The following is an 18,368-nucleotide window of genomic DNA, read 5'->3' as shown; positions in this document are numbered from 1 at the left end:
GACAGGATCACTCGACGTTGGGCTGGCGGGACCAGGCCATCAAGGTTTCACTTTCACCGCTTAGCGGCTCAATGCGATCCTCGATCATCTGGAACCCCAGCCTTCGATAGAACGAAACGGCACGCACATTGCGCGAGTAGACACACAATGTGATTCGCTTCCGGCACGCCATGGCATGGGCCATCAAGTGCGTGCCATGACCGAAGCGCTGGTAGGCCGGATCGATGAACAGCGCCTCGAGGTGGTCGCCATTGAGGGCCGAAAAGCCGATCACGCTACCACCCAGCTCAAGCACATGCGTCTCTGCGCCCGGTAGAGAACGGGTGGCCATGTCGTGGGAGCGACGCTGCCAGAACTCGGCGGGAATGAAGTCGTGAGCCAGCTGCGAGGCACGCAACCAGATATCGACGAGCTGCGGCATGTCTACCTTGGCTGCGGGTCGAATCATGAGCACTCTCCCTTGGAGGAACCCCATTGTAACTGCTCTGGCGCCGGTACACTCAACGCTGTTGCCGTTGGCCTTCTCGGCTATACTCGCCACCCTCCATCACCACCCAGGAGAGTCCCAGATGATTCGACGCCCTTTTCCCCTTCTGACTCTGCGTGCAGCCGCCTTGCTACTGACCAGTGCCCTGCTGGCAGGCTGTGCCAGCCCTCACTATCTTCAACTGAATCCACAGCGTACCGCCGACGTCCCCACGACCGGCAGTGGCCAGGCCGTCACAGTGATGGCCGTGGATGACCGCGATAGCGAAGTGATCGGCACCCGTAGCGGCAGTGCAATGGCCACCTCCACCATCACAGTGAGTGCCCATGAACTAGTGCCCAGGCTACAACGCGAAGCCGAACGCGCCGTACGAGAGATGGGCTTTTCACCCACCACCGAACCGGCAGAGGGACGACCCACCCTTACCCTCACACTGGTACACCTGGGATATGAGCGCGGTGAAAGCCGGCCAGTCATCGACGAGGCCCGACTCGAGGCGGTATTCGAAGCAAGGGCGGTCAATGCCGGCAACACCTATACCGGCACTTACACCTCTCGCCGCACCCAGAGCTATGCCTTCCGGCCGGATCGCGATACCAATGCACGCATGCTCAATGACCTGCTGAGCAATGGACTCGATCGTGCTTTCCGCGACCCGGAGCTGGGGCAGCTGCTGGCGCGTTGAGTGAGCCGCCCACTCCCCAAACAACAAGCGGCCGCCCAAAAAGGGCGCCCGGCTTGGGTTTTTCAGGCTTGCCAGGCTTTGTCAAAAAGGCGACGAGCCCAGCCAGTTCTCGGACAGTGCCTAGCCGGACAATTCTTAGTGGGACAATTCTTAGTGGGACAGTTCCTAGACGGCGGGCCCGCGGCGAACCATGGCCCAAACGCTTTCACGAAAGCCGCTGCCCTCTTCGGGCTCCCCATCCTCGAGGTGTGTGACCAGGAAGTTGGGCTCGAAGAGCTCTCGAACCTCGTCAGCAGTGACGCTGAACGGCGGGCCACCCTCGTCGCCCGGGGCGCGCACCAGACTGATCAATAGCCCACGAGCACCGGGCGGGGTCAATTGACCTAAGTGGAAGGCATAGCGCTGGCGCGTTGCTGCCGGCAAGGCGATCAGCGCGCCCCGGTCATAGAAGGCGTCAATTTCGGCGGCCTGCTCGATATGAAAATGAAAGAAATCGCCACACCATATCTCGACGTTGCCTTGGCGACAGACGGCAAAGGGCTCCTGCCGATAGCGGGATATTTCACCGGTACCTTCGGCGACGAATTGCTCGATCGCTTCCTCGGCCAGCTCGATACCCAGTACCGGATGATCATGGCGAGCCAGCCAGCGCATGTCGAGGCTCTTGCCACAGAGCGGTACCAGAACCTTGGTGCCTGGCATTGCCCCGAGCAGTGGCCAGTACTGCATCAAGGCCGGATGCACCTGTGAGCGATGAAATCCGATGCGCCCTTCATGCCAGCGGTCCAGCCATTCCCCGACCATACTTTCTCCGTTGAAACCAGCTACCCGATAGAACCAGCGTTTGCGTAACACCAGCGATGTATTAGAACCACCGGTCGCGCTTGCGTTTCTTGCGTGGCAGATGAGGAATGATAAGCCCCACCAGCAGGCCGGCACCGGCCACTCCGCCGCCATACATGAAATAGCGAATCAGCAGGTCTTCTTCCTGGGTGTCCAGTCGTGCCTGCAACTGGCGATTAGTCTGCCGTGAACGGTCGGCTTCGCTGTCGAGCTGGCGATTGCTCGCCTCCAGCTCGGCGATTCGCTGCTCACGAACATCAAGGGTCTCGGTCATCGCCGATACCCGGTCCTCCCAGGTCTCGTTGATTCTGCCTAACCGCTCTTCCAGCTCAGCCACCTGCCTTTCGAGTTCCGGCAACTGCTGCCGCGCACTCGGCTGCTCCTGCAATTCGTTGCTGAGCACCCAGACGGTACTGCCCTCGGTATCGCTAACCCGGCTATAGTCACCACTGGTTTCCAGCAGGGTAACTGGCTCACCGGAAGTCAGGGTGCCGACAATGCGGTAACCATCGGTTGGTCCGCTGCGAACATAGGTAGTGAGTTCGTCGGATACCCAGTGGGTGGCGTCTGAACTCTGCTGGGCGTGCAGCGGCAGGGCCATCAGCCCCAGTGTGACGCCCGCCATGAGGGTCGTGAGTCTATGCATTGTCATGCCGTTGTCCTGCTATCGAAGGCTCCTGCGGCAGCTGCTGCGCCGCGACCTGTATGCCGCCTCAGAACCTCCCGTTCGTCCGGCAGCCGATGAGACCAATGTCTGAGGGAGCTACCCACAGATTCTGTGGATAGGTCCCGGAAAAAGCACTGGAAATGCGCGGCCACTTGTTACCCCATACGGCCCCGGGTCAGGCTGGTCGATTCATGACCAGCGGTTGCAGCTCAGCGCTCCTCCCCTAGCGCTTAGCGCTCACTCTTGGGCGGCGGCATCGGCGCACGCGGGAACTCGGCAATGCGCCCTTCGCTCTTGACTGCCCGCGCGGGTCCCTCTCGCTCCACCTCATCGATACGCACGATGGAGTTGATCGGCAGATAGCTGCGGATCACACCGTCGAAGGTGTGGCGCAGCTTGTCAGCCGAGGGGTCCACCACCAGCTTCGAGCCATCCTGGAAGACGAACTCCTCGATCTCGATGAAGCCCCAGAGGTCACTTTGGAATATCTCGCGGGCATAGAGTTCCCACACTTCACCTTGTTGGTGAAAAACCACCCGATAGATCGGCTTGGCCGCCATAAAGCCGTCATTCCTTCCCGTTCGATTGACCGTAGTGCACCCAGAAACGGGGCACACCCCTGCAGACTCGCAAGCGTAACACAGTCGATGGGCGACGAGACCACCACGCTGGCCCCGCTGCCCCTGGTTCCGTATAATGTTCCCATCTTCGAGAACGGCCCGGCAGGCTGGCCGAGCCGCATTCCCGCGACACTCCACTCACCGGTGACGCAAGCGTCGGGCAACCGATCGCGATCCTATTCTTATGGCGAAGAAACTCTTCATCAAGACCCACGGCTGCCAGATGAACGAGTACGACTCCGCTCGCATGGCGGATCTGCTCGGCGAATCCCATCAGTTGGAACTGACCGACGACGAAGGCGACGCCGACGTCATCCTTCTCAATACCTGCTCGATTCGCGAGAAGGCCCAGGAGAAGGTCTTCCACCAGCTCGGTCGCTGGAAGAAACTCAAGGAGGCCAATCCCGACCTGGTGATCGGCGTCGGGGGCTGCGTGGCCAGTCAGGAAGGGGAGGCTCTGCGCAAGCGTGCCCCCCATGTCGACATGGTCTTCGGCCCCCAGACACTGCACCGTGTCCCGGCCATGCTCGACTCCCGGCGCAACGATCAGATTTCCGTGGTCGACGTCACCTTCCCGGAGATCGAGAAGTTCGATCACCTGCCCAGCCCCAGCTCGGACGGGGCCACCGCCTTCGTCTCGGTCATGGAAGGCTGCTCCAAGTACTGCACCTTCTGTGTCGTGCCCTATACCCGCGGCGAGGAAGTGTCACGCCCCTTCGAGTCGGTCATGGACGAAGTCATCCACCTGGCCGATCAGGGGGTACGCGAGATCAACCTGCTGGGACAGAACGTCAATGCCTACCGCGGGGAGAACCAGCTCGGTGACGAGATCGACCTGGCCGAGCTGATCGCCTGCGTGGCGGCGGTGGAAGGCATCGATCGCGTTCGCTTCACCACGTCTCACCCGGTGGAGTTCACCGACAGCCTGATCGAGGCCTATGGCGAGGTACCGGAACTGGTCAGCCACCTGCACCTGCCGGTACAGGCCGGCTCCGACCGTATTCTGGCGGCGATGAAGCGCGGCCACACCGTCGAGGAGTATGTGGAGAAGCTGGAGCGCATCCGCAAGCTGCGCCCCGACATCAGCTTCTCGTCGGACTTCATCATCGGCTTTCCCGGCGAGACCGAAGCGGATTTCGAAGCGACCATGGATCTGATCCACCGCATCGGCTTCGATCATTCCTTCAGCTTCGTCTACTCGGCCCGCCCCGGCACGCCGGCGGCAAGCCTTGCCGACGATACCCCCGAGAGCGTCAAGAAGCAGCGCCTGGCGATCCTGCAGGAACGCATCATCCAGCAGGCTATGCAGATCAGCCGTCGGATGGTGGGGACGACCCAGCGAATTCTGGTCACCGGCTTCTCGCCAAGGGATCCTGGCCAGCTCACCGGGCGCACCGAAAACAATCGGGTGGTCAACTTCCGGGCCGCCAACCCCACCGAGCTGATCGGTCACTTCGTCGATGTCACCATCACCGAAGCGCTACCCAACTCGCTACGTGGCGAGCTGTACTCGCCGGCACTACACTGAGTATTCTGCCATTGCCCCGGCCTTCGCCGGGGCAGTAAGCTGAGCCCACATTCGCAACGCATGGATCCCCTTGTCTTGAGCCAGCCAACTTCTCAGGCGAACCGCATCATCACATTGAGCCTCGAACCCAATGACCCTCAGCGCCTGGCCAATCTCTGCGGTCAGCGTGACGAGCACCTCAAACTGGTCGAGGAGCGACTCGACGTCACCCTTCGCAATCGCGGTAACGTGTTTCAGCTGGCAGGCCCTGGAAATCGGGTGAAAGCGGCCGCGAATGTACTGGAACATCTCTATCGCGAAGCCGAAGCTGGCGTCCTGTCGCCGGATACCGTGCATCTGTTCCTGCAAGAGTCCGGCCTCGAGGCGCTGGAGGAGGAAGAAGGGCACGAAGATGGCGACGTACTGCTGCGCACGCCCAAGGTACTGATCAAGCCGCGCGGACAGAACCAGCAGAGCTATGTCACGAGCATTCGCGCCCATGATATCAACTTCGGCATCGGCCCGGCCGGTACCGGCAAGACCTATCTGGCCGTCGCCGCGGCGGTGGAGGCGCTTAACCATCAGGAAGTGCGCCGCATCCTGCTGGTGCGGCCGGCCGTGGAGGCGGGTGAAAAACTCGGCTTTCTGCCCGGCGACCTGGCCCAGAAGATCGACCCCTACCTGCGCCCGCTCTACGATGCCCTCTACGAAATGCTGGGCTTCGAGCAGGTAGGCAAGTTGATCGAACGCCAAGTGATCGAGATCGCCCCACTGGCCTACATGCGTGGGCGCACCTTGAACAATGCCTTCATCATTCTCGACGAGAGCCAGAACACCACTCGCGAGCAGATGAAAATGTTCCTGACCCGTATCGGCTTCGGCTCAACCGCCGTGATTACCGGCGACGTCACCCAGGTCGACCTGCCCCGAGGGTCGAGCTCCGGCCTGATCCAGGTGCTGGAAGTACTACGAGGCACTCCCGGCATTGGCGTCACGCACTTCGCCGCCAAGGATGTGGTACGCCACCCGCTGGTACAGCGCATCATCGAGGCCTACGAGAGCTTCGAGGCCGAGCAGGAGGTCCAGGACCGTGCTCGGGCCGATGCCCGCACCCGCGAGCGCGAGTCACTCCGCCAGGAGCGTGAGCGCCAAAGGGGCAACAAGGACTACGGCGAATCATGAGCCTCGCCGCGATAGTCGACCGTCAGGTGGCCTACAACTGCAGCTCCCTGCCGGGGCAGTCGACGCTCGAGTCCTGGGTCGGTGCCGTACTGTCACACCACCCGGAAGAACACCGTACTGAGCTCACTATCCGCTTCGTCGATGCTGACGAGAGCCAGGCTCTTAACCGGGACTATCGTGGCCGCGACCAGCCCACCAATGTGCTCTCGTTCCCTTTCGACCCCCCCCCTGGCATCGAGCTTTCGCTGCTAGGCGACCTGGTGATCTGCCATCCTGTCGTGATGCGGGAAGCCCTCGAGCAGGATAAGCGGCTCAACGATCACTACGCTCACCTGGTGGTACATGGCACACTGCATCTGCTCGGGCATGACCATGCCGAGGAGATAGAAGCCGAAGCCATGGAACAGCTGGAACGCGATATCCTGGCGACCTTTTCCATTGCCGACCCTTACCTGTCGGCCCTAGATATGGGCGTCAGCAGTGGCGAGCGACACTTCGACAGTGAGGACGAGAGACTCGACCCATGAGTGAAGACCGATCGACCGGCCAGGGCGGGAAGTCCTGGCTCGAGAAACTACTCGGCGCCCTCTCGGGTGATAATGATGGACCCAGTTCGCGGGAAGAGCTGATGGAATTCCTGCGCCAGGCCGGCTCTCGGCTGAAGCTGGAACAGGATGCGATGATGATCATCGAAGGCGCCCTGAATATCAGTGACCAACAGGTCCGCGAAGTGCTGATACCACGCTCCCAGGTCGCGGCCATTGCTGCCGATCAGCCGCCGGACGAGTACCTGGCGCTGATCGACGAGACGGGCCACTCCCGTTACCCGGTCATCGGTGAGAATCTTGACGAAATAAAGGGGCTGCTGCTGGTCAAGGACCTGCTGCGATTGCTCAACTGTCCAGATGAAGAGCGCGAGAACTTCCGTATCGAGGATATCCTGCGCCCCGCCATGTTCGTGCCGGAATCCAAGCGACTCAACAGCCTGCTCAAGGAATTTCGCGATACCCACAACCACATGGCAGTGGTGGTCGACGAATATGGCGGTACCGCGGGCATCGTTACCATCGAGGATATTCTCGAGCAAATCGTCGGTGACATCGAAGACGAGCACGATACCGACGAGGACGACGATATCCGCGAGTTAGGCGAGGGTCGCTATGCCATCCGCGCTCTGACAGCAATCGAGGACTTCAACGAGCGATTCGGTACCGACTTCTCCGATGACGAGTTCGATACGGTCGGCGGGCTGGTCATGCAGCGCTTCGGCCACCTTCCCGGCCGTGGCGAACATGCCGAGCTGGGCGGCTGGCGCTTCACCGTGCTCAACGCCGACAATCGCCGTATCCGCCTGCTGGAAGCAGCCCCGAGCAGTGACGCACTCACGGACGAATAGACACGTCAGGAATCCACGATTACCCATGACTGAACTCCGCCTCCCCCCGACTGCTGCCTGTCTCCTGGCGCTGGCCGCCGGTGTACTGACCACGCTGACCGCGTCCCCTTTCGAACTCTGGTGGCTAGGCCCGATCGCCGCAGGGCTAATGGTTTTGGGCATTCATCATCTGTCGCCACTGCAGGCCGCGCTCAAGGGCTGGTGCTATGGGGTAGGGCTGTTCGGCTCAGGTGCATCGTGGGTCTATGTGTCGATTCACGACTACGGATACACCGGGGTCCCGCTGGCGGTATTCCTGACCACCCTGTTCGTCTGCTCCATGGCGCTGTTCTTCGCCGCGACCCTCTGGCTCTATCGCCGCCTGACCGGCCCCCGCTTCGCCGTCCTCACCTTTGCTGGCGCCTGGGTGCTCGGGGAATGGCTGCGCACCTGGCTTTTCACCGGCTTTCCCTGGTTGCTACTGGGCAGCGCCCATGTGGACTCTCCCCTGGCACCCTGGGCGCCAATCGGCGGTGTCTATCTGCTCTCGCTGCTGACCGTGCTCACCGGCACGCTCGGGGTCGAATTCCTGCGGCGCCGCTGGTGGGCCGTGGTACCAGTGGCTGCGATATGGCTGGCCCCGCTGGTCCTGCCGACCCAGTGGACCTCACCCGCCGGCGAGCCCCTGCGTGTCGCCCTGCTTCAGGGCAATCTGCCGCAGTTGATCAAGTGGACGCCGGAAGGGCGCCGGATAGCGGCCAATACCTACCTGGAGATGACCCGGGAGCAGGACGATGATATCGACCTGATCATCTGGCCCGAAGCTGCGCTACCGATGTTCGAGGATGAAGCAACGCCGATTCTGGAGCGGGCGCAATCCACCATGCCGCCAGGCAGCGCCCTGCTAACCGGCATTCTGCAACGTGAAGGAAGCGGACTCTACTACAACAGCGTGATCGGGGTCGGCAACACAGAAGGCGAGTATCGCAAGGCGCAACTGGTGCCCTTCGGCGAGTACCTGCCACTGGAACGCTGGCTGCGCGGGACCATCGCCTTCTTCGACCTGCCGATGCCGGCCATGACTCCTGGCCCCGATAGCCAGCCCCCGATTCATGCCGCGGGAACCGTCATCGGCAATGCCATCTGCTACGAGATCATCTACGCTGACCTGGTGGCCAATCGTGCCCGTGACTCCGAACTGCTGCTTACGGTATCCAATGATACCTGGTTCGGCGAGTCGATCGGTCCGCTGCAGCACCTGCAGATGGCGCGCCTACGCGCACTCGAGAACGGCCGCTATGTGATTAGGGCCACCAGCAATGGTGTCACCGTGATCATCGACCCGCAGGGCCGTATCACCGCCCGCGCCCCACAGTTCGAAACCACCTACCTCACCGGGGAAGCCACGCCGATGCAGGGCCTAACGCCGTTCACCCGCACCGGCAGCTGGCCGGTTTGGCTGCTCGCCGCGCTGATGGTATTGCCGGGGCTTTGGCTGAAACGTCGTGCCTATGTGACTGCCAAAGCCTGAGGCTAGTGACGTCAATTCCTGCCATGGCAGGCAATCACCACCCTGTCGGAGGTAGCTTTAGCTCGCGACCGCGGTGTTGCCAACGCTGGCGATAACCACTCACCTTGCAGCCTCCGCCGAGGCGCCTGTCGGCGCCAGTCGCGATGGAAACCAGCGCTCCAACAGCTGATTTTTCCTGCCATGGCAGGCAATCACCACCCTGTCGGAGGTAGCTTTAGCTCGCGACCGCGGTGCTGCCAACGCTGGCGATAACCACTCACCTTGCAGCCTCCGCCGCGGCGCCTGTCGGCGCCAGTCGCGATGGAAACCAGCGCTCCAACAGCTGATTTTTCCTGCCATGGCAGGCAATCACCACCCTGTCGGAGGTAGCTTTAGCTCGCGACCGCGGCGTTGCCAACGCTGGCGATAGCCACTGCCCTTGCAGCCTCCGCCGGGCGCCTATCGGCGCCAGTCGCGATGGAAACTCGGAGCGCCGAACCGAGCGCTCCAACAGCGATCCTCTCCGCCAACGTTGCCACACCGCTGTTGGAGCATCTTTAGATCGCGACTGGAGGCCGAAGGACTCCCGGCGGTGTTGCCCTGCGCTTGCTATAACCACGGACCTTGCATCGCCAAAAAAAACGGGACCCGCTCCAGGCGGGCCCCGCTGATTTCCTTTCGTCGATGTCGGCCGTTTATTCCTTCGGCGGCACTTCTCCAAGCACCTCGGGGATGGTAGTACGCACGTAGCGCCCCGGCGCTTCCTCGAGCAGCGGCAGCTCGCCCTCGCCCGGCTGGCGCGACGGCACCATCTTCTCAGTGTCGGCGTAGCCGCCTTCGGTCATCCACTGCTGCCAGTGCGGCCACCAAGAGCCCTCTTGGGCCTCAGCGCCGGCCAGCCACTCATCATGGCTATCGGGCAGTTCGCTGTTGGTCCAGTAGCCGTACTTGTTCTTGTACGGCGGGTTGACGATACCGGCGATATGACCGGAGCCACCGAGGACGAAAGTCGTTGGCCCCTTGGGCAGCAGGGCGCCATAGTAGGTGCTGTTCCACTTGGCGATATGGTCGTCGCGAGTGGAGATGAAGTAGCTCGGCGTGGAAATCTTGCGCAAGTCGATCTTGACCCCGTCCAGCTCGATACCGCCCGGCTGTACCAGCCGGTTCTCAAGATACATGTGGCGTAAATACCAGCCGTGCGTGGCTGCCGGCAGGTTGGTGCCGTCGGTGTTCCAGTAGAGCAGGTCGAACGGCGCCGGGTTCTCGCCCTTCAAGTAGTTGCTGACGAAGAATGACCAGAAAAGATCGTTCTCGCGCAGCAGATTGAAGGTGTAGGCCATGGAACGGCCGTCAAGGTAGCCATCTTTCTCGAGTCTAGCCTCGATGCCAGCCAGGACAGGCTCGCTCAAAAGCACACCGATCTCGCCCGGGTCCCGGAAATCCTGCAGGGTGGCCATGTAGGTCACGGACCTGACCTTGCGGCCACGGCGGGTGCTGGTGAGATAGGCCACTGTGGAAGCCGTCAGGGTTCCGCCGACACAATAGCTGAGAAGATTGACCGACTTCTCGCCACAGGCCTGCTCGATGGCTTCCATGGCAGAGATTGGCCCCAACTGCATGTAGTCGGCCCAGGTCAGGTCACGCTGATCCGGCCCCGGATTGCGCCAGGAAATCAGAAACACGGTGTGGCCCTGATCGACCAGCCACTTGACCATGGAATTGTCCTGGCGCAAGTCGAGAATATAGTATTTGTTGATCCAGGGCGGCACGACCAGCAACGGCGTCTTGAACACTGTCTCAGTCGTGGGCGTGTACTGGAGTAACTGGATCAATTCGTTCTCGTACACCACATGGCCCGGCGTCACGGCGATGTTCTCACCCACCCCGAAGGCGCTGCGATCGGTCATGCTCACATTCAGCCCATCGGCGGAATTGGACAGGTCCTGGCGCAGCCGGGTCAAGCCATCGACCAGGTTCTGGCCGTTGGTCTCCATAGTACGCCGCATCACTTCTGGGTTGGTGGAGATAAAGTTGGTCGGCGCCATGGCGTTGACCAATTGGCGGGCATAGAAGGCCAGATTGCGCTGTTGCTGCTCGGGCAGCCCTTCCAGGCGTTCGATCAACTCCTCGACCAGGCGCGAGAACAGCAGATACTGCTGCATGATCCCCTGGTAGTAAGGGTCACTGGTCCAGGCCTCGTCATTGAAGCGTCGATCGCCACGCCGGGGTGCCACCAGTGGGTCGACCGGCTCGCCGCTGGCGGCCTGCAAGGCATTCTGCCACAGCTGCCATTGGTCCTGCAGCAGGCGGGCCTGCGTCTGCCACACCAACTGAGGATTACGCATCAGGGACTCGGCGCCAGCCTGGAAGGCATCCCGCATGTCGTTATGGATGGTGTCGGCAGCCTCATCGGGCGCCATTTTTGCGAGGAGATCCTGCATCAACGCCTGATACTGCTGCCCCATTTCCTGGAGCTGTGAATTCCACTCTTCCAACTCGACTTGTGATGGACCTTCCGAACCTGACAGCATTGCCCACTCCTGATCATCGACTAACGGCGTGACTTTAACGAACCGCCTCCACAAGACCCTGCCGAAGGGCGCTGTGGAGGCGGCAGCGTTGCCCGGGAGCCCCGGGCAACGACTGGACTTTTTCAGCTCTTGCGCGAAGACTGACTGGTTGCCTTGGCTGGAGCGTCGGACTTGCCCGAACTGGCCGGCTTGGCGCTCGCCCCGCTCTCGTGCGCCTGGCCGGCCAGCTGCTGGCCGGCCTCACCGAGCAGTTTCTCAAGCTCCGAACGAAACTCCTGGCTCATCTCGTTCAAGGCCTGGGCATCCTCCATCATCTGTTTGGATAGCTCGTTCATCATTTCGGCCTGCTGAGCGCCGAACTGCTGGAGATCCTCGGCGTCGCTGACTTCCGAGGCACTGCGCATACGCTCGGTACCCAGCTGACTGTAGCGTTTCATGGCTTCCAGCTGGTACTCGGTCATCTTTTCCATGTTGCCGAGCATCAGCGAGTTGAGTTTGCGCATGGGCTCAAAGAAGCTGCGCGTCTGCTGATTGAAGTTGTCGATCATCTTGTCCTGCATGGCGGTAACCTCCTGTGGACCTGAAGCTGTGGGCCTAAAGTCATGCGAGGCGCAGCACCGATCACCCATCGTCAAGCTGCACGGCATGAATGCTGCACTGCACAAAGCGTAGTCTGCGAGGCCCTCTGTTGCAACTGAATGTTGCTCAATCAAAGGTGGAACGCTCAACGGTGGCTCACCCAGCAATCATTCTCATGGCCGGGTCACTCACTGTGTCGCGACCGGGAGCGGGCACTTGCCGTGCCTGCCCGCTTACTGCTCTTCTTTGCCTCGGCCGGCTCCTGATCTTGCTCGCCTTTAGCATCGGGACTGTCCTCGGAGCTGGACGCTTTTCCGCTGCCAGCCTTGCGCAACATGTCGAGCATCATCTGCTGGTAAGTACCAAAGCTGGCGAGCCCTTGGGATAAACCCTGGGTCATGCCCTGAGAGAGCCCCTGCTGCTGGAGGAAAGGCTGCATCAGGCTCATCGGATCGTAGCCCTCGACCCCGGACTCCATCTGCTTGTGAATCCGGTTCAGCAAATCCTGCTGGAAAGCCTCGACATCGGGCAGGCCCAAAGAGCGGCGGAACTCGTCAGGGGTCAGGTCGAACTCGACATTGATCTTCATGGCGTTACTCGGCTCAAGTGGTCTGTTGAGTGTAGCAGTCAGTCAGGCCCAGCGGGTCTAGATCGAACCCGAGTTAGCGCAATACCGGTGTGGTTACCTGGACGTCGGCATTTTGCGCCCGGTGACGCAGCAGGTGATCCATCAAGGTCAGCGCCATCATCGCCTCGGCGATCGGCGTGGCACGGATCCCCACGCAGGGATCATGCCGCCCCTTGGTGACTACTTCGACCGGCTGGCCATGCACATCGATGGAGCGCCCGGGTGTGGTGATGCTCGAGGTCGGCTTGAGTGCCAGATGCGCGACCAGTTGCTGTCCTGAGGAGATGCCACCGAGCACGCCGCCAGCATGATTGGAAAGAAAGCCATCCGGCGTCATTTCATCGCGGTGCTCGCTGCCCCGCTGCATCACGGCAGCGAAGCCGTCACCGATCTCCACGCCCTTGACGGCATTGATGCTCATCAAGCCATGCGCCAGCTCGGCATCGAGTCGGTCGAAGACGGGCTCACCGAGTCCCGGCGGCAGGCCATCGGCCACTACGGTGATCCTGGCACCCACCGAATCCTGTGCCCGGCGCAGCTCATCCATGTAAGCCTCGAGCTCGTCCACCCTGTCCGGATCGGGGCAGAAAAATGGGTTGTCGTGCACTGCCTCCCAGCTCTTGAAGGCGATCTCGATGGGGCCAAGCTGACTCATGTAGCCGCGCACTTCGATGCCATGGGTAGCCAGGTACTTCTTGGCAATGCCCCCCGCCGCCACCCGCATGGCGGTTTCCCGGGCGCTGGAGCGGCCACCGCCCCGGTAGTCGCGAACACCATACTTGTGATGGTAGCTATAGTCGGCGTGGGCGGGCCGGAACTGGTCCTTGATATTCGAGTAGTCCTTGGAGCGTTGGTCGGTATTCTCGATCAGCAATCCGATGGAGGTTCCCGTGGTCATCCCCTCGAATACGCCGGAGAGGATCTTCACCTGGTCGGGCTCGCGGCGCTGCGTGGTGTGGCGTGACGTGCCGGGGCGCCGACGGTCAAGATCCTGCTGCAGGTCGACCTCGGTCAACGGCAGACCCGGCGGGCAACCATCGACAATGGCGCCAAGCGCTGGCCCGTGGCTCTCGCCGAAGGTGGTAACAGTGAACAGCTTGCCGAATGTGTTGCCGGACATGGGCGTGCCTCCTGAATGATTCTGTCGATGATCATGCCTGCGATCAGGCGAAGGACGCCGCATGGGCGTCGAGTTCCGCGGCGGAGAGGGCGAAGACCCCCTGTCCGCCACGCTCGAAGTCGAGCCACAGGAAAGGCACCCCGGGGAAGGCGGCCTCCAGGTGGCAGTCCGAATTGCCCACTTCGACAATCAGCACGCCGTCTTCGCTGAGATGCTCACGGGCCTCGCGCAGAATACGCCGGACAATATCGAGACCGTCACACCCCGCTTCCAGCGCCAGGGTCGGTTCATGGCGAAACTCGCTAGGCATGGTAGCCAGGTCACGGGCGTCCACGTAGGGGGGATTGGAAACGATCAGGTCGTAGCGCTGACCGCCTAGCCCGTCGAACACGTCCGACAGCACGGCTCGCACCCGAGCCCCCACGTCATGACGCTGGATATTCTGCTTGGCCACCGCCAAGGCTTCCGGGCTGATATCTGCCAGGTCGACGTCGCAGGTGGGCAGGTGGAGCGCCGTGGCGATACCGATGCAGCCCGACCCTGTGCACAGGTCGAGCACCCGGGCCGGCGGCTCCTCAAGGAACCAGGCCTCGAACCCCGATTCGATCAGCTCGGCAATCGGCGAGCGTGGGATCAGGACTCGTTCATCCACATGGAAGGGGAATCCGGCGAAGAAGGCTTCGCCCAGCAGGTACGGCAGCGGGCGGCGCGTAGCGATACGCTCGCGTACCAGAGCCAGGATGCGCAGACGCTCCATGGGCAGTAGGCGCGCATCGAGTACCGCCTGGTCGACGTTCCAGGGCAGGTGTAACGAACCCAGCACCAGGGATACCGCTTCGTCCCAGGGTGAATCGGTGCCATGCCCGTGGAACAGGCCGGCCAGGTGAAACTCGCTGGTACTCCAGCGCAGGTAGTCGCGCAGCGTGACGAGGTCGGCGCTGATGGCCGCATCGTCCAGGCTGAGCGTCGAACGGGAAACGGAGGGAAATTCGGCCACGTGGGTTCCTGTGGGATCGGTTGCGGGCAGGGCATCGATTGTACCCGCGGCGGGCAACGGTTCACAGTCGCGCCCAGGCAGCTATACTGTGCGCCTCGAACCCTTCGCATGAGTAGCGCATGAGCCGACGCCGCCCCCCGCCGGATGACGATGAAGTCAGCGCCTTTCGCCAGGCACTACGCGAAGCCGGTGTGAGACGTATCGTCAGTGACCGCGCCGACCCCGGGCATTCACGCCGCAAGGACCCGTCAGCGGCCGAGCGGCGCGCCGCTGCCGTTGCTGCGGGAAACAGCGATGCGGCCAGCCGAACCAGCGATGGCCGCGTGGAACCCGTACGTCCATCGGAGCCGCTCGATTTTTCCCTTCCCGACCTGCCCCGCCGCACCTGCACCCAGCTCAAGCGCGGACGCATCGCCTGGGAGGCGGGGCTCGACCTGCACGGTCTGACGCTGGATGAGGCGCGCGGCGAGTTGGAAGAGTTCCTGCGCGATTCAGCCGCTGGCCGCATGCGTTGCGTGCTGGTGGTACATGGCAAGGCATGGGGTAGTACCGCCGACTATCCGGTAATCAAGAGCCACGTGAACGCCTGGCTGCGCGAATGGCCGGCGGTACTCGCTTTCTGCTCGGCACTGGATGCCGATGGCGGCACCGGAGCGGTCTATGTCCTGCTACGCCGCCGCGGCGAGGATGCCTAGGAGCGCTGGTTCCCATCGCGACTGGCGCCTCAGGCGCCACCTCCCGATTCACGTTCTGCCGGCATCTGGGGCGGCTCCACGATCATCCCGGGGCTGCTGCCGTGGAAGCGCCCTTCGTATTGGTCCAGCGCCTGCAGGGTGAGGTGGCATCCCAGCCGTATCAGGGCGTCGGCCCGGTGGAACTCGAACGCACCGCAGACCGTCTTGGGAACTTCGATCAGGATATCGGGAGGGTAGCCTGCCACCTTGTATTTCGCCAGTGCCGCCTGGGTAATGTCGAAGGAGGCCAGGATCATGTCCATACGACTCCAGGCTCGACGCGCCTTGGCTGGATTCTCAGCCTTGGCAGCCTCACCATCGGTGTCGTCAACTCCGCCGCCTAGCCCATCCAGAAAACGCCGGGTCGCTCCGCGCACATCCATCCAACCGCTCACTGACGAGTCGTTCCCTGCTGCCACCTCGGCGGCGACCTCCTCGGCCGGCAGCAGGTCTTCCAGGGTCACCGGCTGCGGGCTATGAGCAGTGACATTCACCGCCAACATGAGGTCGGCATGGGCCGATACGGTCGGAATGATCGGCAAGGGGTTGAGCAAACCACCGTCTACCAGCGTCTGTGCACCGATGTGTACCGGCGTGATCACGCCCGGAATGGCAATGGAAGCACGCATGGCACGCAGCAGCGAGCCCGACTGGAACCACACCTCACGCTGGCGCGCCAGGTCGGTGGCCACCGTGGTAAAGGGTATCGGCAGGTCCTCTATCTGGATGTCCCCCACCAGGCCCTGTAGCTTGCTCATCACCTTGCTGGCCCGTATGGCACCCATGGGACTCCAGGTGACATCCACCAGCTTTAGCACATCGAAATAGTCGAGCTGACAGACCCATTCGCGATAGGCATCGAGTTCTCCCGCCGCATAGACTCCGCCGATGACTGCCCCCATGGAGCAGCCGGAAATGGCCACAACCTCGTAGCCACGGGCCTCCAGCACGTCGATCACGCCGATATGGGCGTAGCCCCGCGCACCTCCGCTACCGAGGGTCAAGGCGACGCGCTTGCCCGTGGTTGCAGTCGTTGCACCGCTCATGATATCGCCCCCTATAGCACTCCCGCTTCCGGTGCCTGCCAGTCGATGATAGCCCCCGCCACTGCCGTTACCGCCCCAGGCTCCAGGTGTAGATGGTGCCCCCCGGGCAATACCCGCCGGGTCAGTGTCGAAACCACCGATCGTGCAGCGGCTGCTGACTCCCGCCCACCAAGTATGCCGCCCTCGCCCTCGATCAGCAGCACCGGCGCCTGGATGGTCCCGAGCATGGCCAGGACCTGCTCGGGCATCAGACGAACCGGAGAGGGCCAGAGCAGGCGACCATCGGTACGCAGACGCACATGACCATCGCCTTCGTATCTCAGATTTCGCTTTACCACCGGAGTGGCGGTATCGGCATCGATCGGCGTCACACCGCCGGCGACTCGCGCCGCCACGGCGGTTCTTACATCAGGATAGCGCGGCGCGGCCGATAGGGGACGACGTGTCGCACGCAGCCCCTTGCGCAGCTGCTGCGCAGCATCGCCTGCCGGCGTGGTGAGCGCACCCAGACCATCGATCAGGGCCAGCCGGTCGATGCGCTCGGGCAGGGCCGCAGCCACCAGGCAGGACACGCTCGCCCCCATGGAATGAGCCAGCAGGGTGACCCGCTCCAGCCCCAGATCATCGGCTGCGTCCAGCAGGTCGTGACAGTAGTCCCACAACGCGTAGTCACCAGCGACATGCTGCGACTGGCCGTGACCGGTAAAATCGATGGCCACCACGCGAATCCCCAGCTGGTGAACCAGCAGAGGGGCCAGACGGGTGAAGCTTGCCGCGTTATCCAACCAGCCGTGCAGCGCCAACCAGGTCGTCGCCCCCTCGTCACCCCAGCTGAGACCGGCCAGGCGCCCGCCGGCCAAACGGATATCTCTTGGTTCGCTCATGCCGTTGCCTCCAGCAGCTCGTCCAGCATTGTCAGTAACGCTTGGCGCGTCTCCTCGGGATGCTCCATGGGAAACATGTGTGTCCCCGGCACCAGCGACAGCTTGATTCGATGGCGCTCGAGGCGGCGTCGACGCGACGGGGTAATCAGGTCGGAGTCGCGGCCGGCAATCAGTCCAAAGGGCACCTGCAGGCGTCGCGGCAGGCGAGACAGGTGGTCGGGCAACTGGCGGAAGATCTCGGTCTCGATGGCCGGATCATAGACCAGCTCGGCCGAACCATCGTCGCGCAGCCGTGTGCCACCCTCCACATAGTCATGCAGCGCATCGGGTGTGAAACGTCGGAACAGGCCTCGGCGACGCAGGTGATTGGCCATGGCGTCACGATCAGGCCACGCTGAGCGTCGACCCTGAGACTTGCCCGCCGGCGTGACCCGGTCGATGAAGCCAAATCGCTTGGCCACTTTCATACCCCAGGCGTCCAACCCCAGCATCAGCGGCGGGTCGAGCATGATGATACAACGAAAGCGTTCGGGCGCGTGCTCGGCGGCCATGGCCATCAATACGCCGCCCATCGAGTGCCCCACGCCGATGGTGGGTTCCTCACTGAGAGTCAGGTGGTCGAGCAGCTCATCGCGCAGCGCCAGCCAGTTGTGACCGACCGGGTAGTCGGGATGATGACCCAGGCGATCGACCGGGTGAACGTCGAAGCGTTCGCGCAGCGGTGCGAGCAGGCTGCGGTAGCTCATACCGGGAAAGCCGTTGGCGTGGGCGAAGATCAATCGCGGTCGTTGGCTAGCGAGGGAAACGGTCATGGTGGGATCCAGTGTCAAGCAAGACATAATGTCTGTGGCGATAGCAGGCTAACGGGTTTACCCTATTTCGCCAAGTCGAAGCCATCGGCTCTCCGACACCCAAGCCCCTAACGGAGTCTCGTCATGCCAGAGCCGCGTCCCCCGCGTGATACCCGGATCCG

General features: G+C 62.4%; 19 protein-coding genes. 7 read left to right on the top strand and 12 right to left on the bottom strand.

The window, feature by feature from the left end; all coding sequences use genetic code 11:
- Positions 1-7: 7 nt before the first annotated feature.
- Positions 8-448 carry a GNAT family N-acetyltransferase gene (locus DU490_RS05780; protein WP_181869974.1) on the bottom strand — a complete coding sequence of 147 codons (441 nt, stop codon included), beginning with the start codon at positions 446-448 and terminating at the stop codon, positions 8-10.
- 121 nt (positions 449-569) lie between these two features.
- Here DU490_RS05780 and DU490_RS05775 point away from each other — a divergent pair, with 121 nt between their 5' ends.
- Complete coding sequence (locus DU490_RS05775; RefSeq protein ID WP_114573377.1) at positions 570-1,172, top strand: YajG family lipoprotein; 603 nt, start codon at positions 570-572, stop codon at positions 1,170-1,172.
- A gap of 165 nt (positions 1,173-1,337) precedes the next feature.
- Here DU490_RS05775 and DU490_RS05770 read toward each other — a convergent pair whose 3' ends face one another.
- The 3 genes from DU490_RS05770 to DU490_RS05760 all read right to left on the bottom strand — a co-directional run bounded on the left by DU490_RS05770 (position 1,338) and on the right by DU490_RS05760 (position 3,242).
- Positions 1,338-1,976, bottom strand: coding sequence for a thiopurine S-methyltransferase (locus tag DU490_RS05770; RefSeq protein ID WP_114573376.1), 639 nt, complete (start codon positions 1,974-1,976; stop codon positions 1,338-1,340).
- Between the two features lie 61 nt (positions 1,977-2,037).
- Positions 2,038-2,667, bottom strand: coding sequence for a TIGR04211 family SH3 domain-containing protein (locus DU490_RS05765; protein WP_114573375.1), 630 nt, complete (start codon positions 2,665-2,667; stop codon positions 2,038-2,040).
- A 245-nt stretch (positions 2,668-2,912) separates the two neighbouring features.
- Positions 2,913-3,242: a DUF1820 family protein gene (locus DU490_RS05760; protein WP_114573374.1), complete on the bottom strand. Its 330-nt coding sequence runs from the start codon at positions 3,240-3,242 to the stop codon at positions 2,913-2,915.
- Positions 3,243-3,486: 244 nt separating this feature from the next.
- Between DU490_RS05760 and miaB the strand changes: the two genes are divergently transcribed.
- From miaB to lnt, 5 genes are all read left to right on the top strand, one after another.
- A complete protein-coding gene (gene miaB / locus DU490_RS05755) occupies positions 3,487-4,830 on the top strand; it encodes a tRNA (N6-isopentenyl adenosine(37)-C2)-methylthiotransferase MiaB (RefSeq protein ID WP_114573373.1) in 1,344 nt (447 codons plus the stop codon).
- 75 nt (positions 4,831-4,905) lie between these two features.
- A complete protein-coding gene (locus tag DU490_RS05750; protein WP_114573397.1) occupies positions 4,906-5,991 on the top strand; it encodes a PhoH family protein in 1,086 nt (361 codons plus the stop codon).
- On the top strand, positions 5,988-6,518 hold the full coding sequence (gene ybeY, locus DU490_RS05745; RefSeq protein WP_114573372.1) for an rRNA maturation RNase YbeY: 531 nt from the start codon (positions 5,988-5,990) through the stop codon (positions 6,516-6,518). The genes DU490_RS05750 and ybeY overlap by 4 nt, the downstream gene beginning before the upstream one ends.
- Positions 6,515-7,387, top strand: coding sequence for an HlyC/CorC family transporter (locus DU490_RS05740; RefSeq protein WP_114573371.1), 873 nt, complete (start codon positions 6,515-6,517; stop codon positions 7,385-7,387). The genes ybeY and DU490_RS05740 overlap by 4 nt, the downstream gene beginning before the upstream one ends.
- A 25-nt stretch (positions 7,388-7,412) precedes the next feature.
- The gene (gene lnt / locus DU490_RS05735) at positions 7,413-8,897 is read left to right on the top strand and encodes an apolipoprotein N-acyltransferase (protein ID WP_114573370.1); all 1,485 of its coding nucleotides are present in this window, start codon (positions 7,413-7,415) and stop codon (positions 8,895-8,897) included.
- A gap of 674 nt (positions 8,898-9,571) precedes the next feature.
- On the opposite strand, the gene phaC is transcribed toward lnt, so the two are convergent.
- The 5 genes from phaC to prmB all read right to left on the bottom strand — a co-directional run bounded on the left by phaC (position 9,572) and on the right by prmB (position 14,731).
- Positions 9,572-11,407, bottom strand: a complete 1,836-nt coding sequence (phaC, locus tag DU490_RS05730; protein WP_114573369.1) for a class I poly(R)-hydroxyalkanoic acid synthase — start codon at positions 11,405-11,407, stop codon at positions 9,572-9,574.
- A gap of 122 nt (positions 11,408-11,529) precedes the next feature.
- Positions 11,530-11,967, bottom strand: a complete 438-nt coding sequence (locus tag DU490_RS05725) for a phasin family protein (RefSeq protein WP_114573368.1) — start codon at positions 11,965-11,967, stop codon at positions 11,530-11,532.
- A 203-nt stretch (positions 11,968-12,170) separates the two neighbouring features.
- On the bottom strand, positions 12,171-12,575 hold the full coding sequence (locus DU490_RS05720; protein ID WP_114573367.1) for a DUF6489 family protein: 405 nt from the start codon (positions 12,573-12,575) through the stop codon (positions 12,171-12,173).
- Between the two features lie 73 nt (positions 12,576-12,648).
- The gene (aroC, locus tag DU490_RS05715; RefSeq protein ID WP_114573366.1) at positions 12,649-13,734 is read right to left on the bottom strand and encodes a chorismate synthase; all 1,086 of its coding nucleotides are present in this window, start codon (positions 13,732-13,734) and stop codon (positions 12,649-12,651) included.
- 43 nt (positions 13,735-13,777) lie between these two features.
- Entirely contained in the window at positions 13,778-14,731 is a 954-nt protein-coding gene (gene prmB / locus DU490_RS05710; protein WP_114573365.1) for a 50S ribosomal protein L3 N(5)-glutamine methyltransferase, read from the bottom strand.
- Between the two features lie 119 nt (positions 14,732-14,850).
- On the opposite strand from prmB, the gene DU490_RS05705 reads away from it, so the two are divergent.
- Complete coding sequence (locus tag DU490_RS05705; protein ID WP_114573364.1) at positions 14,851-15,426, top strand: Smr/MutS family protein; 576 nt, start codon at positions 14,851-14,853, stop codon at positions 15,424-15,426.
- Positions 15,427-15,455: 29 nt separating this feature from the next.
- Here DU490_RS05705 and DU490_RS05700 read toward each other — a convergent pair whose 3' ends face one another.
- Genes DU490_RS05700 through DU490_RS05690 form a run of 3 tightly spaced genes read right to left on the bottom strand, consistent with a single transcriptional unit; the run spans position 15,456 to position 18,207 of the window.
- Positions 15,456-16,511 (bottom strand): patatin-like phospholipase family protein, encoded by a 1,056-nt coding sequence (locus DU490_RS05700; protein WP_114573363.1) that lies wholly within the window; start codon positions 16,509-16,511, stop codon positions 15,456-15,458.
- A gap of 11 nt (positions 16,512-16,522) precedes the next feature.
- Entirely contained in the window at positions 16,523-17,395 is an 873-nt protein-coding gene (locus DU490_RS05695; protein WP_114573362.1) for an alpha/beta fold hydrolase, read from the bottom strand.
- Positions 17,392-18,207 carry an alpha/beta fold hydrolase gene (locus DU490_RS05690; RefSeq protein WP_114573361.1) on the bottom strand — a complete coding sequence of 272 codons (816 nt, stop codon included), beginning with the start codon at positions 18,205-18,207 and terminating at the stop codon, positions 17,392-17,394. Before DU490_RS05690 ends, DU490_RS05695 begins: the two co-directional genes overlap by 4 nt.
- Positions 18,208-18,368 lie beyond the last annotated feature (161 nt).

Origin of the sequence: Halomonas sp. DQ26W (genome assembly GCF_003339685.1) — a bacterium.
Classification (GTDB): Bacteria; Pseudomonadota; Gammaproteobacteria; order Pseudomonadales; family Halomonadaceae; genus Halomonas.
This window is presented reverse-complemented; position numbering and strand designations above follow the sequence as displayed.